This is a genomic window from Halopiger xanaduensis SH-6 (genome assembly GCF_000217715.1).
Classification (GTDB): domain Archaea; phylum Halobacteriota; class Halobacteria; order Halobacteriales; family Natrialbaceae; genus Halopiger; species Halopiger xanaduensis.
In genome coordinates, this window is sequence record NC_015666.1 from 638,719 (window position 1) to 651,902 (window position 13,184).

A 13,184-nucleotide genomic window follows, 5' to 3' on the forward strand; every position below is an offset into this window, starting at 1 on the left:
CATGTCCCGATTTTTCGTTTTTGCAGCGGTAGTAGTGCTCTCTCTGGCGGTGGGCATGGGCGCAGTCGCCGCGCAGGAGAACGCCACGAACGGGACGGCCGTCGAGACTGAGAGCGAGGACGTCCAGGCGATCGACAGCGACACCCGGATCACTGACTGGGAGTACCGGCCGGGCATGTTCACGATCACGGTCGAGGCGGACACCGAAACCGAGGTATCGATGACCGAAGCCGGCGGCTTCGAGGAAGGGACGGGTTCGTTCAACTACGATGAAGTGGAACTCGAGGAGGGATCGAACACGATCACCTTCGCCGTCACCGACCGCGAGGGCGCGGGCGTCGCGGTCGCGACGCGGCGGTCGCTTCAGCAGGGGACCGGCGCGTTCGTCTCGGTCGGGACGGTCGAACGGAATCCGCTGAAACACTTCGGCGGTGAGTCGGGGCTGTTCTCCGGCGTTGCCATGACCGTCTCGTTCGCTGGTCTCGGCGCGTGGTACGTCGTTCGCAGCGAGGAGACCGGGGTGATCGAGGCATGAGCGACACCAGCGGCACCTTCGGCTCTTGGTCGGACCGAGTGACCTACGTCGTCGCCGAGGCGCAGCTGCTCGTCGGCGGCGCGATGGTATCGATCGCCATCCTGTTAGTCTGGTTCCGACCAGAACTGCCGGGTATCCCGCCCATTGTGCACGGCTGGATCGCTGCGACGTTCCTGCTCGGGCCACCGCTGCTGGGGCTGTTCATCACGGGCTCGCGCAAGCTCCGGCAGCGGAATATGGTGACGATACACCACATCAACGGCGTCACCGACGAACGAGAGAAATACTACGTCGAGCCCGGCGTTTGGGAAAACAAGACCGTCGAAGGACCGTCGCCGTACCCGGTCAACGACGGCTCTGCGTTCGAGGTTCGCGAGTTCGACTGGCACGCGGACACCGAGACGCTGATCGTTCGTGGCTGCTACTTCAGCCAACTCAGCGACTCGAAACTTGTCACGGTGAAGGCCATGCTCGAGGACATCCATGGCGATCTCGTTGAAGAATATCTCGCAGCGAATCGGCTCCGCGGTCGGATCTCGAAGATGGGGCTGCAAATCCAGAAGGACGTGATCAACGAAGAAGCGGAGGCCGACGAGCGCGGGCTGATGAACCCGAAGACGGCCGTCAAATCACGGTTCGAAGACGCTCGCGACGACGCCGAGAAGAACGCGACCGAGGGCATCAAGGACATCAACGGCTTCGTCGAGGACTACGCCGACGAACACGGCATCGAGACGACGAGCGGCCCGCCAGCGACCGCAGAACAGGCCCAGCAAGCCGCAACCGACGGGGGTGAACGATGAGCGACGAACAGGACAACTACACGGTCGGCGGCTTTCGCGAGTACCAGGCCAACAACCTCGAGCGCGATCCCGACGAAGTGCTCCCGCACTCGGGATTCGTTCGCGACGAGCATGTCGATCGCCAGCTGGCCATGCGGGCGATCCATCACGATGTGGACCGCTGGGACGGAAAGGCTGCGAAAGACTACATGGCCGTCGGCAAGAACCGCGACATCCTGCGGGCAGAGGGCAGCGAGACGGCTCGCGACGCCCTCGAGAACGGCGACACGCTGACGCTGAAACACTACATCGGCGATCCCTCGCAGCAGGCCGACCTCGCGGGGATCAAAGCGGTCACGCGGTTGCAAGAGATCGTCGCCGGCCCCGCGCCGGTGATCGTCGTGCTTGGGGAGATGGGCGCGGGGAAGACCGACTTCGCTGGGCTGTTGGGCCAGTTGCGCGAGCGGTGGGTCGACGGCGACCTCCTGGTCGGCTCGAACATCCGGACGCTCGATCGACTCGACGACTGGGTACGCGACGACGGCACCGTCGAGGACGGCTGGATTCCACACTACCCCCTACTCGAGGAGTGGGCAACGCAGGACGGCGATCCTGTCGAGAACCCCCAGCAGCCGAAACTATTCATCGGCGACGAGTTCTCGACCAATGCTAGCGGGACCGGCGCGGACGGCCACAAGGTTCGCCAGAAGATGGGGCCGTTGGTGTTCAAGATCCGCAAATACGGCGGCGCACTCATCTATATCGGTCACGACGAATCGTCGATTCACCCGCTCCTCTGGCGCGTTGGGACGATTATCAAGAAGAAATCGAAGAAGCAAGCCGTCGTCGCCGACCGCGTTTCCGGCGGCAAGCTCGTCGACGTCGATCCCCGTCCCCTCGAGGGGATTCCGCCGACGGACTGGAACTTCCACACACAGGACGAAGCCGATTGGTCGTGGGAAGCCCCCGAAGGCGACGACAAGGAAGGCGAGGCGATTGCCGAGGAAGACGTGAAGCGGGTCGCCGCCTGGACGATGGAAAAGTGCCGCCGGCAGGGAATGTCCGCACGCGAAACCGCCGAGTTCGTCCCCTACAGCCACGCTACCGTCTCGAACTGGTGGAAAGAGATCGACGACGGCGGCGAAAAGGCCGACTGGGTTAACACCGTCGAGCAGGTGATTGCATGAGGGCGTCGGGGTGTCAACCCGTAAAGCGAAACTCCCCCGGGTTTACTGTAGCCCATCGCCGGCCCCGGTCGCTCCCGAGCGGGAGCGATACGACCGATGGGCGGGCGGGTCGCAGGCGGCGGAGGTGTATATATAGCGGCGCGCGACGCGCGTGGTCCGCGTGAACCGCTCGAAGCGCGCCAATCACTTCGGCACGATCTGCGAAAAGCGGATGGCCCGGAAGCGTCGGTTCGATCTCGAGCGGGCCAGCTGGCACGACGCCAGATTCGGGAACGGAACACCCGTCGAAATCAAGAGTACCATGCTCGAGCATTCGAACGGCCAACCGGGGAACTTCAAGATCTATCGGGAGTATCACGACAAGCTACAGCGCCACAACGGCTGGTACTGTTTCGTCGTTTACCGACCGCACGGCCGTTCGGGACTGACTATCGTGAAGGATAAGATGGTTCGAGCGTGTGATCTCCCGCTACTCCGATGGCACGGTGGTGGCGATCATCGTGGAACCGAGCAAGCGAAGATCGCGATCGGCGATATCTTCTAATTCGACTTGTTGAACACCTCAAACAGAGATAAGCGATGCTAGCTTGGGGAGGCTAGTTCTTCCATTCCACTGTATCTGGGTCCTCGCGGGCTCGCTGTCGAATCTTCGACCAATAGTCCCAGACCGTCCTCCGATCTACCCCCAGAGTCGCCGCAATCTCTCTGGTGGGTTCCTCCTGCACTACATATAGATATGCGGCAATTGCTGGGCGACCATCGAGCGCAACTTTCAGGGGGACTCCATCATCGCCAACATCCTGCTGGCTGAAGTCTCCGAGAGTAATTAGGAGAGAGGTATGGAGGGCTGCCTTTTTAGCATCATTGAAGTGTAATTCAATTTCACCTTCGAACGGGTTCTGGTAGGTCAGCTTATACTCGCGAGGAGTCTGGTCGGAAGGATCTTGAATTAGCTTGGCGTTGTACTGGCCAACGTTCTCAATCAGTGTGCGTCGATATGCTTCTGGATCTGGATACTCCTCGAGGTCGCGCTCACTACGATTGGAATTTGGGTCGCGCATAACTTAGATAAATTGCCGAAGTGACTTAGGTATTTTGACGAAGTTTGGTCACCTACCATTGAATCCAGACTCTATACGGGCTTCCGTGATATCGGGAGTGGGGTGCCAACCTCTAATCTTGAACAATGGTAACGGTCTTCTCTACCTCGAAGTTCGTCACTCGAGTCGATAACGTTTCAGCGATCTCCCGGCGCTGCTCGTGAGTGAGATCGTCGCGCTCGAGGACCTGGCGTGCAGCTGCGACGAGACGGGGCACGTCTTCGCAGGCAGAGACCACGGCTTTCGTCTTGTTACAGTCGTAGAAATCTGCTGCTCGTTCGATTGCATCCTCGCGATAGGCGTAGTCGCCGTCAGTTCGAATTCGCATGCTCGTACACACGACCCCGGAAATCCTAGTTTTTTCGACTCACTGGACCGGTCTATACAGCCCAAATCCGGGGTGTTTCTATCACTCTACCAGAGCGGTCGACGGGATCATCATGGTGATCGCCGACCAATATGCACACGGCACTGCTCGATTCGTGTGCATACTCGGGAAACGGATTCTGTCAACGTGCAACCCCAGGGGGAGAAGAAAGATCCATAGAGCGATTTTCAATAAGATTTATTGCTATTTCGCCTGTTCTGATAACCTCTTTAGTTTCAAATATTTCAAGTACAGTATACTTGACGTTAGGAAAACACCGAATATGAATATCAGTGATACAAAGACCAATAATAGATACTCAGTAGAAGATATCTCTGAGTTTAGACTTTCAGCAAGGAGATTATATCTAGAAGCCCCTATTTGGATTGTTCCAGCAATATTAGCTAGTAAAATTGCTGTAATGCAGAAGTCAGTACCAATCTCAGCAAGACCGACTTGTTTAAAGCTCATAACTCGTCAGGGATTCCCATTTTATAAGCGAATATCAAAAAGGCAATCCCAATTCCAAATAGAGGTATGAATCCATATCCAGAGACTATTATACTTATTAACATTCCTACAACTCCCACAAAAATTGTTGCAAGAACAACCGATCGATAGAGGTCTTCAGCAGTGAATTCAGTAGGATCATTCTCTTTTTTCACATGACGTTCCAACCCATCCATCTTGCGGTTAATCTTCCCCCGCAAGTGCTTTCTTTCTTGTTGTGCTAATTCCTGATTTTCCTGTATATTTTGTAAGTTCTGTATGATTCTTTCATCGATTTCATCTTCAGAGTTATCTACTAGATCCCGTGGATTTGGGGAGGGGTTCTCACCGTCACTCTGATCAGTTCCAGGTTCAGACATTGTAATTGACTCTACACTGCTAATTGAAATTGCTATTGGTTCAATGTACTATCCTTCAATATTATCATCAGCACTATCATCGCTATAACCTAGTTCCTTCGTATAAATATCAACTATAATAGATGGTGAATTTTCAATCTCTAACTCACCGTCTGGATTTTCCACACTGACCTTAGAGTATTGCTTTGAGATTTCCGTAATTTCATAACTCCCAAATGAATTCATCTCTATATCATCATCCATTTCCTCTCCTTCAAATTCTTTGAATGTTATATTCGTTAACAGAATTTCTTCCCCCTCATTTGGTATTGGTAAATTATCAGATGTAAACTCTTCTATCAATTCGCCATCTTCATCGTAAAACCTGAGGAATATCCCTGCGGAAGTACTTCTATTGTCCATGCTGACTTATTCACCGTTTAGCATTAGTAACTGCTTCGAATTATAAAAAGAGTGGCTCTTATAGCAGGAATTGTTTCTAAGTACAGTGAATCTGAGAGAAAGGATATGAATTGGTCCTTATTCTACGTCGTCTAGTGACCTATACAGATCCTCTATTGGCTTTCGCAAGTTCTCCGGAACTTCCTCAAGATCACTCAGCTGAATATCTTTCATCCCTTCACGCAACTCTAACAATGGCTCCTGTAGGTCGCTTGGGACTGCATGCAAGTCTTTAGGCGGTTTTATTGTCCATTTGAACAAGAGCCAGGAAAAAGTAGCCAATATTGTAAGAAAAGAGCCAACGAAAAACAGTACAGTACTTATTAGGTTATTATGGTTTAAAACACTAAATAATTCGGACATACCATAAATATGCGAGGGAACATAAATCAAGAGAGAAATCATATATAAAGCCGCAAGTTTGGTTGGGTCCATGCTATTTCCCAAAAACATTCTACCATTCAGATAATATGAGTGAGCTATATCCATTGCCGGAAAAATCATTGAGAGGATCCCTACAATCAAATATTGTAATTCGCCTTCAAGATGATATAGATAACCAAACACGACTGGAACATATAAATAGAGGATCTCAACTTCTTCTTTTAGCAGACTTGGCAAGTCAGTCGATTGCATATTAATCGGTTATTGATAGTTTGTAATAACACGGTCGGTAGAGTTCTAACTATTTTGCGCTCCTAAGGAGCAGAATAAGCGCTTAGACTGCCTCGTTTCGTGAGTTTCAACTGGAGATTTTTCACGGGGACGAGGCAGGGGCGCTGTAATTTTTGGCGCTGTCGCCTTGGCGACACCCGCCAAGGGGCGTTTCGCGCGCAGCGCGAAACCGACCCGCAGGCGACCCGTCGCGATCGCGACGGCGGCACCTCCTCGAGGAAAAAACTACAATCAGAATTGACTAACAGCCGCTATTATACAAGCGAACTTGCCGAAAACAGGCCGCAGAATAGTGTTGCCACTCACGAGGGCGGTTCTACCAGTCGGCGATCGCACCCACGCGGTGGCTGTCGCGGCCGCCTCCAGGTGTCCGCCAGACCATCGACACCTTGCTGAACGGCACGACGTCGTTTCCGGAGTGACGCCACGCGTCGATCGCCTCCTGGGCGACGCGCCGAGCGTTCTCGAAGCTATCGGCCTTCTTCAGCGACAGAATCGCGTCAATTCGGAGCTTCTTCGGATTGCCGCTTTCGTCGAATTCGATTTCAGCACCGTTCTCTGCGAGCCACTTCTGGAACGGCGACGACTCGGCGATATGGTCGGCCAGGCCCATCACATGCTGAATGCGATCAGCGAAACTCTCGATTGCGTACTCGGCTGACTCGACAAGTGCACGCAACTCCTCCTGATACTTCCGCGCTCGGAACGAGATTTCGCCTTGATCCAACTCGAGGATGTCGCCGAGGTCTTCGATCGCGCGGTAGATCGTTGCCGGGTGCTTGCCCAACTCGTCGGCGAGACCGTCGACGGTCCCACTGCCGTCGGTGGCAACTGTCTCGGTCACCTCGCGGGCAGTCTCGCCCATGTCCCGCAGCGTCGTCATCAACAGGTGGTCCGTCTTCGCCTCGAGGCGCGGCGTCGGATCTTCGTAGAGTTCGACCTGGTCGTCTCGAGCGACGGCATCGAAGTGATCGTCGGGCACGTACACGTCGTTCCCGTCAGGACCGAACGGGATATCTTCCCAGTGCAGCGCGTTCAGTAGCGTCTCGTCTATCTGTTCGGTTACCTCGTGACGGTCGGCCCATGCCCATGCCTCACCGTCGTTCATTGACTTGTTCACCAGGACTTCCACCTTCGGATGGTACGACGGGTGATCTTTCGAGACTGCGTCCGGATCAGCCAGCTGGTAGATCTCGAACTTCCGCCCATAGGTGTGACCGGGCAGTAACTTTGCAGCTGACGTAGGATCGAGGATCAGCCGGTTCTGGTGATTGATCACTTCCTTGTTGTTGAGTTGCAACTCCGCGACGATCCCCTCGAGGTCGGAGAGATAGTGAACTACCTTCTGCAGCACACCGGCCGATGCGAGCTTTTCGGCCCACTGCCGACGGATTCGGACGTACCGCTCGTACGCCCACATCCGACTCGCCGGGTGCGGGTCCGTCCGGAAGTACTCGGGATGGACTCGCTCTTCGGCGTGCTCGAAGATCGCCGTGAAGAACTCCGGCAGCAACTCGAGACCACGGTCGGGCTCGATGTTACTGACGTGGAACTCGACGTCGACGCCGCCGACCTCGCCGATCTGATTCTCCCAGGGGAGATTCACCGGCTCGCCGGTCTCCCAGTGGCGCATGTTCGGGAACCGCGGCGAGATATTGTACGACGCCTTCCGCTCGCCGCGCCCGCGCCCGCGAATATCCCACTCGTAGAGCCGCTCGGCGTTGATTCCGTCAGATAGTCGCGGCGCGAACCCCGACTTGCTGTAGCTCACCTCGAGGTGCCAGGGCTCGCCGTCGATCTCGATGTCCAGCTCCAGGTATCCCTCGAACGGTGGGCCGAGCATCACCGACGACAGTGCATCGTATGGACCGCGGCCCCAGTCGGGCCACTTCCAGCGGCCCTCGATCTCGTGCGGCGTCGTCTCGACCTGCGTCATCGCCCCCGTTCCTCCTCGGGGTCAGTCCGACCGACGAGATCGGCACCGCACTCCGAACAGCGGTAGACCTTCGCGCTCTCGGCGTCGCAAACCGGACACTCCGTCATCGGCCCGAGTCACCCCCTTGCCTTCGCGTGGAATTCTCAGAATGTGAAGGCGAGTGACCGATGTCCGTGCGGTTGTCGCTGCGAGCAGCGCCGGACTCGAACGACTCACACTCGGTTAGTTGAATTCCCGCAACGCCGTGCTCGATACTACACGCAGCGATCGTCGCGGCGAACTCTCGCCCGAATATTTTCACCGTGACGCGCTTGCACCGCCAGATTCCCGAGAAGTCGAATCCTTCGCTGACAGCTGATGCGACGGGAACGCTCACGATCACGTCGCCGTCGAACCGGTCGACCTGTTCGGCCGGTACCCGCTCGCCGTCGATGGTGACCGGGACGTATCGCTCGCTCGAGTCGGTTCCGCCGTCGGTCCGAATCTCGCGATCGTCTCGTTCCTCGAGCGCACGACGAACGTCGGCGTCGCTCGCTTGATGGGCCGGATGGGCTATGGGCGTCCGGTTCTCGACATCGTACAGTCGGTTCGCCCGGACGAACTCAGACATCGGGCTCACCCCCGTGGCGGCCGGGCGACGTTTCTGGGTCTGGGACCTCGACGTCTTTTCCGGCGGCGGACCCGCGAGTTAGCCGCGCGTAGGTGTCGCACTCGGGACAGCGGTGGACGCGGTCGTTCTCGTCACCGAAGACGCGACCGAACCGATCGGTGATGAACGAGTCGCAGTGCAGGCACGTCGACCGGCCAGCTGACGGCCATGGTGCGACCGTCACGCCGACCACCCCACCGTGGTCCCAACAACGGAAACCGCAAGCGGGCGACGGGGTGCGTTCAACGGTTGAACGGAATCCCGATTCTCAGGGCGGATTTCGAGTTCGGAATCCCGCGAATACGAACGATAGCGACTCTCGAACGGACTTCTGGATAGAAGCCCTAAAACGATAGTTTTCGCACGGGCACGATGGGATTTGAACCCACGACCGTCGGATGTCTTCCCCCGCCGCAGACGCGACGAGGATAGAAGTCCGACGCTCTTATCCAGACTGAGCTACGTGCCCTCGAGTCCATATCGACGATCAACTGGTATAAGCGGTATGGATTGAGCGCTCTCGACAGGCGATACAACCTGAGCAACTGCCAACTTCAGAGCCCGAGGAACCGCAGGAACAACCCGACCAGCAACACGAGCACGCCCAGAATCGTCCCGACGAACGGCGGCAACACCGGAATCGGGATAACGATCAGCCCGAGACCGACGACGATCGCGATCGTGGAGAGTCGCATAGCAGAGACGTCGACGAGCAGCGCGAAAGCCTATAGGGATGCCGCACAGCCGAGTCACTCCTCGAGCCAAAATCGAGACCGACAACGCGAGCGCCCGCGAGGCACAGTCCTTAAGCGGGCAACGCTGCTATTCGGACTCGATGCACGTCATCGGAACGGTGGGACTGCCCGGCAGCGGCAAGGGCGAGGCCGCCACCGTCGCACGCGAGGACGGAATCCCGGTGGTGACGATGGGCGACGTCGTCCGCCAGGAGACCGCCGACCGCGGACTCGACCCGACGAAAGACCACGGGAAGGTCGCGCAGGCCCTGCGCGACGAGAACGGCCCGGCGGCCATCGCCGAGCGCTCGCTCCCGATGATCGAGGACCGCCTCGAGGACCACGACACCGTCCTCGTGGACGGCATCCGATCGGACACCGAGGTCGACGTCTTCGAGGAGCGCTTCGGCGAGGACTTCACGCTCGTCAGTATCGAGGCCCCCTTCGAGGTCCGGGCCGAGCGGATCGACGCCCGCGGCCGCGACGCCGGCGAGGACGAGGGCGGCGAACCCTTGGCCGCACGCGACGAGCGCGAGCGCGGCTTCGGGATGGACGACGCGATGGCCCAGGCCGACGTCGTCGTCGAGAACACCGACACGCTCGAGGCGTTCCACGAGCGGATGCGGACGATCATCCGCGAGGGGGTAGGCGCCGACGCCGGGACAGAGACGGAAACCGAACCGGAGGACGAAAACGCAAACCGAACCGAAGCGGAAGCAGACCCATGACCGACATCTACCGCGTCGACGTCGAGATCACGGCACCGGTCTACGACACCGAGGTCACGAGCCGCGTCGCCGACGCCGTCGCCAACATCTTCCCAAACGCCGACCTCGAGGAGGAGTTCGGCGAGATCAGAGCCGAAGCCCACTCGATGGAGCACTTCTCGGACCTGCTTCACCGCCAGGAGATCCTCGATACGGCCCGCGGCGAGTTCTTCGCGAACCGCGAGGGTGACACGTTCTCCTTTGCGCTCAAGAAGCAGGCCGCGTTCATGGATCGAGTCAACTTCTCGGTCGGCGAGCCGGACGAACTCGGCGAGATCAACGTCCGCGTCCGCGTCGAGGAGCCGTCCGTCGAGGAGTACGTCGATCAGATCGCGCCGCCGACGGAAGACGGCGAGCCGGTTACGGGCTGAGCGCCCCGTCCGCCGTAGTCTGCTGTAATTCTACGACCGGATCACACTGGAGCGGCGACGACTCGAGTATCCCAGTCGCCGCGCCTGCTGCTCGGCTGTCCCCTTCTCGAGACTCCGCTCCGATCAGTCCGCGCAGGCGCGAGCGTCCTCGAGCGACGCCTCGGCCTCCTCGCGGTGCTGGCGCGCGGCGACGGGGTCCCGCTCGGTCGCCGCAGCGGCGGCGTCGGCGAAGCTCCCCGCCGCGGACTCGAGGTGGCCGCTCTGGCACAGCGCCGTGGCGAAGTAGTCGACCAGCCCCTTAGGGGCGTCCTCCTTGCCGCTCGAGAACGTCTCGGCCGCGGTCGCGAACTCCTGTTTCGCCGCGGTAAACGCCATCTCGGCGTCCTCGTGGTTGCCGTCGTCGGCCTTGGCTCGTCCCTGCTCTATGTACTCGTAGCCGCCCAGCAGCGTCTCGTACCCCGTGGCCAGCGTGACCTGCGAGTCGAGGACGTCGCCGAGCGTCGACGCGCCGGACTCGAGCTCCGCGCGGTCGATCACGGCCAGTTCCTGCAGGCGGTCGGCGTCGAGGGAGACTAACTCGGAGGTGGCGGCGTCGAACGCCGACTGCGTCGACTCGAGCGTCGCTCGTCGGTCCTCGACGGTCGTCACGGCCTCGTCGAGATTCTCTCCATCGCTCTCGAGGGCCGTATTCACCCGTTCGACGTCCTCGAGGAGCGCGTCGTCGGCCACCGTCGCGGTGACGTCGGTCAGCGTCTCGAGAACGCCCGCGTAGGTGCGCAACGCCTCGAGATCGTCCTCTCGGCCGTCCAGTTCGGATTCGGCGGTCGAGAGGTGCTCGCGTGCTTGCTCGAGGTGATCGCGCGGCTCGGAGGCGTCGAAGTCGACCTCCTCGGGGTTCTCGAGCGCCCCTTCGTCGACGTTCAGCGCGAGCGCGGCCCGGTTCAACTGTCCGACGGCCCGGTCGAGTTCCCGGGGGCCGGTGCGGTCCTCGACGTCGACGTCGGAGCCCTCGTCGCCGTCGAGAGCGTCGAGACACCCTGCGAGCGCGGCCGTGCCCAGGACGGCCCCGGTGCGGGCCAGATACTGTCGCCGATTCGCGTCCATGATACTCGAGGCTAGGTCTAGCCGTTCTTTAACGTGACGCCCGGACTGTCACCGAATCTAACCGTTCGGCGGGTGAGGTGGCGACTCGAGGGGCGGGTCGAATTGCGAGCGAGTGAGGACTCGAGAACGGATGAATGAGAGAGGGAGAACGGCCGAATCGCGACGCAAGCGGCGAGTTATCCGAACGGGCCCATGCCGCCCATGCCACCGCCGCCTCCGCCGCCCTGCTGTTGCATCTGCTTCATCATGCGCTGCATCTCCTGCTCGGAGCCCATGCCCTGGAACTGCTTGATCGTCTTCTCCATCATCTTGTACTGCTGGAGCAGTTCCCGGACCTGGTCCTCGCTGGTGCCCGAGCCCTTGGCGATGCGCTCGATCTGGCTGGCGCCGATAGCCTTCGGGTACTCCTTTTCGGCCTCGGTCATCGAGTCCATGATGACCGAGAACGACCGCATCCGCTCCTGGGTGACGTCCATCGCGTCGTCGGGGAGCTGGTCCTTGATCCCGCCGCCGAAGCCGGGGATCATGTCCATCACCTGATCGAGCGGACCCATGTTGTTCATCGCCTCCATCTGCTTTTGCATGTCGTGGAGGGTGAACTGGCCCTGCAGCATGTCCTCGGGGTCCCAGTCGTCTTCCTCCGTCTCGGTCTCCAGCATCGCGCGCTCGACGCGCTCGGCCAGCTGGGAGAGGTCGCCCATCCCGAGCAGCCGCGAGATGAAGCCGTCGGGCTCGAAGCGCTCGATGTCCTGGACCTCCTCGCCGGTCCCGAGGAAGGCGATCGACGAGTCGGTCTGGTCGACCGCAGTGAGGGCACCGCCACCCTTCGCGGTACCGTCTAACTTCGTGATGACGACGCCGTCGATGCCGATCGACTCGTCGAACTGCTGGGCCTGATCCTTCGCTCCCTGGCCGATCGCGGCGTCTAACACGAGCAGCGAGGTGTCGGGTTCGACGACGCCCTCGATCTGCTCGATCTCGTCGATCAGGTCGTCCTCGAGCGCGTGGCGACCGGCCGTGTCCACGATGTGGACGTCGGCCTCGCTGGTCTCCTCGAGTCCCTTGCGCGCGATTTCGACCGGGTCGTCATTGTCCGGGTTGCCGTAGTAGTCGACCTCGGCGCGGCCGGCCATCTCCTCGGCCTGCTCGTAGGCGCCGGGGCGGAAGGTGTCGGTCTGGATGACCGCCGGGCGCAGCCCCTTCGTCGAGAACCACCAAGCCATCTTCGCCGCGGACGTGGTTTTACCGGACCCCTGCAGCCCGGCGAGGAGGATGGTCTGTTCCTCGAGGGGCAGTTCCGTCGAGTCGCCGATCAGATCGACCAGTTCCTCGTAGACGATGCGGAGGACGAAGTCCCGTGCGGGGGTGCCGGCGGGTGGCTCCTCCTCCAGGGCGCGTTCCTTGATGTTGCCGGAGAGTTCCTGCACGAGCGAGATGTCGACGTCGGCGGAGATCAGCGAGCGCTGGATCTCCTTGACGATCTCCTCGACGTCCTCCTCGCTGATTCGTGACTTCCCGCGGAGTTTGTCGAGGGTGCCCCGCAGAGAACTCCCGAGATCGTCGAGTACCATTTGCCGTACTTACGGGACGACGGCGTTAAAGGTTTTTTCTACCGGGTGCAGGGCGACGGCGAGGATCGGCCGCTCGAACTCGAGGGCGGCGGTATC

17 protein-coding genes and 1 tRNA gene are annotated in these 13,184 nt (G+C 59.4%); 6 read left to right on the forward strand and 12 right to left on the reverse strand.

Features of this window, described 5'->3' with window-relative positions; translation table 11 throughout:
* The first annotated feature begins 1 nt into the window (after position 1).
* From HALXA_RS03125 to HALXA_RS22405, 4 genes are all read left to right on the forward strand, one after another.
* A complete protein-coding gene (locus HALXA_RS03125; RefSeq protein WP_013878851.1) occupies positions 2 to 535 on the forward strand; it encodes a hypothetical protein in 534 nt (177 codons plus the stop codon).
* Positions 532 to 1,338, forward strand: coding sequence for a hypothetical protein (locus HALXA_RS03130; protein WP_013878852.1), 807 nt, complete (start codon positions 532 to 534; stop codon positions 1,336 to 1,338). Before HALXA_RS03125 ends, HALXA_RS03130 begins: the two co-directional genes overlap by 4 nt.
* The gene (locus HALXA_RS03135; protein WP_013878853.1) at positions 1,335 to 2,504 is read left to right on the forward strand and encodes a hypothetical protein; all 1,170 of its coding nucleotides are present in this window, start codon (positions 1,335 to 1,337) and stop codon (positions 2,502 to 2,504) included. The genes HALXA_RS03130 and HALXA_RS03135 overlap by 4 nt, the downstream gene beginning before the upstream one ends.
* 160 nt (positions 2,505 to 2,664) lie before the next feature.
* The gene (locus HALXA_RS22405; RefSeq protein ID WP_013878854.1) at positions 2,665 to 3,048 is read left to right on the forward strand and encodes a hypothetical protein; all 384 of its coding nucleotides are present in this window, start codon (positions 2,665 to 2,667) and stop codon (positions 3,046 to 3,048) included.
* Between the two features lie 52 nt (positions 3,049 to 3,100).
* Here HALXA_RS22405 and HALXA_RS03145 read toward each other — a convergent pair whose 3' ends face one another.
* The 10 genes from HALXA_RS03145 to HALXA_RS21935 form a co-directional block, all read right to left on the reverse strand.
* Complete coding sequence (locus tag HALXA_RS03145) at positions 3,101 to 3,565, reverse strand: hypothetical protein (protein WP_013878855.1); 465 nt, start codon at positions 3,563 to 3,565, stop codon at positions 3,101 to 3,103.
* 112 nt (positions 3,566 to 3,677) lie between these two features.
* Positions 3,678 to 3,932: a DUF7692 domain-containing protein gene (locus tag HALXA_RS03150; RefSeq protein ID WP_013878856.1), complete on the reverse strand. Its 255-nt coding sequence runs from the start codon at positions 3,930 to 3,932 to the stop codon at positions 3,678 to 3,680.
* Between the two features lie 506 nt (positions 3,933 to 4,438).
* Positions 4,439 to 4,840: an undecaprenyl-diphosphate phosphatase gene (locus tag HALXA_RS21605; RefSeq protein WP_148263625.1), complete on the reverse strand. Its 402-nt coding sequence runs from the start codon at positions 4,838 to 4,840 to the stop codon at positions 4,439 to 4,441.
* Positions 4,841 to 4,888: 48 nt separating this feature from the next.
* Positions 4,889 to 5,242: a hypothetical protein gene (locus tag HALXA_RS21610; RefSeq protein ID WP_013878857.1), complete on the reverse strand. Its 354-nt coding sequence runs from the start codon at positions 5,240 to 5,242 to the stop codon at positions 4,889 to 4,891.
* 117 nt (positions 5,243 to 5,359) lie between these two features.
* Positions 5,360 to 5,917, reverse strand: coding sequence for a hypothetical protein (locus HALXA_RS21615; protein WP_148263626.1), 558 nt, complete (start codon positions 5,915 to 5,917; stop codon positions 5,360 to 5,362).
* Positions 5,918 to 6,272: 355 nt separating this feature from the next.
* Positions 6,273 to 7,892 (reverse strand): DUF7845 domain-containing protein, encoded by a 1,620-nt coding sequence (locus HALXA_RS03155; RefSeq protein ID WP_013878858.1) that lies wholly within the window; start codon positions 7,890 to 7,892, stop codon positions 6,273 to 6,275.
* Positions 7,893 to 7,995: 103 nt separating this feature from the next.
* Entirely contained in the window at positions 7,996 to 8,502 is a 507-nt protein-coding gene (locus HALXA_RS03160) for a hypothetical protein (RefSeq protein ID WP_013878860.1), read from the reverse strand.
* Positions 8,495 to 8,734 carry a DUF7563 family protein gene (locus HALXA_RS03165; RefSeq protein WP_049895110.1) on the reverse strand — a complete coding sequence of 80 codons (240 nt, stop codon included), beginning with the start codon at positions 8,732 to 8,734 and terminating at the stop codon, positions 8,495 to 8,497. Before HALXA_RS03165 ends, HALXA_RS03160 begins: the two co-directional genes overlap by 8 nt.
* Before the next feature lie 171 nt (positions 8,735 to 8,905).
* Positions 8,906 to 9,010 (reverse strand) — tRNA-Arg (locus HALXA_RS03170).
* An 85-nt stretch (positions 9,011 to 9,095) separates the two neighbouring features.
* Positions 9,096 to 9,236, reverse strand: a complete 141-nt coding sequence (locus HALXA_RS21935; RefSeq protein WP_013878862.1) for a hypothetical protein — start codon at positions 9,234 to 9,236, stop codon at positions 9,096 to 9,098.
* A gap of 140 nt (positions 9,237 to 9,376) precedes the next feature.
* On the opposite strand from HALXA_RS21935, the gene HALXA_RS03175 reads away from it, so the two are divergent.
* Both HALXA_RS03175 and HALXA_RS03180 read left to right on the forward strand, forming a co-directional pair.
* Positions 9,377 to 10,003 carry an AAA family ATPase gene (locus HALXA_RS03175; RefSeq protein WP_049895112.1) on the forward strand — a complete coding sequence of 209 codons (627 nt, stop codon included), beginning with the start codon at positions 9,377 to 9,379 and terminating at the stop codon, positions 10,001 to 10,003.
* Positions 10,000 to 10,413, forward strand: a complete 414-nt coding sequence (locus tag HALXA_RS03180) for an RNA-binding domain-containing protein (RefSeq protein WP_013878864.1) — start codon at positions 10,000 to 10,002, stop codon at positions 10,411 to 10,413. Before HALXA_RS03175 ends, HALXA_RS03180 begins: the two co-directional genes overlap by 4 nt.
* A gap of 123 nt (positions 10,414 to 10,536) precedes the next feature.
* On the opposite strand, the gene HALXA_RS03185 is transcribed toward HALXA_RS03180, so the two are convergent.
* Both HALXA_RS03185 and HALXA_RS03190 read right to left on the reverse strand, forming a co-directional pair.
* Positions 10,537 to 11,517: a hypothetical protein gene (locus HALXA_RS03185; protein ID WP_013878865.1), complete on the reverse strand. Its 981-nt coding sequence runs from the start codon at positions 11,515 to 11,517 to the stop codon at positions 10,537 to 10,539.
* A 176-nt stretch (positions 11,518 to 11,693) separates the two neighbouring features.
* A complete protein-coding gene (locus tag HALXA_RS03190; RefSeq protein ID WP_013878866.1) occupies positions 11,694 to 13,088 on the reverse strand; it encodes a signal recognition particle protein Srp54 in 1,395 nt (464 codons plus the stop codon).
* Positions 13,089 to 13,184: the final 96 nt, after the last annotated feature.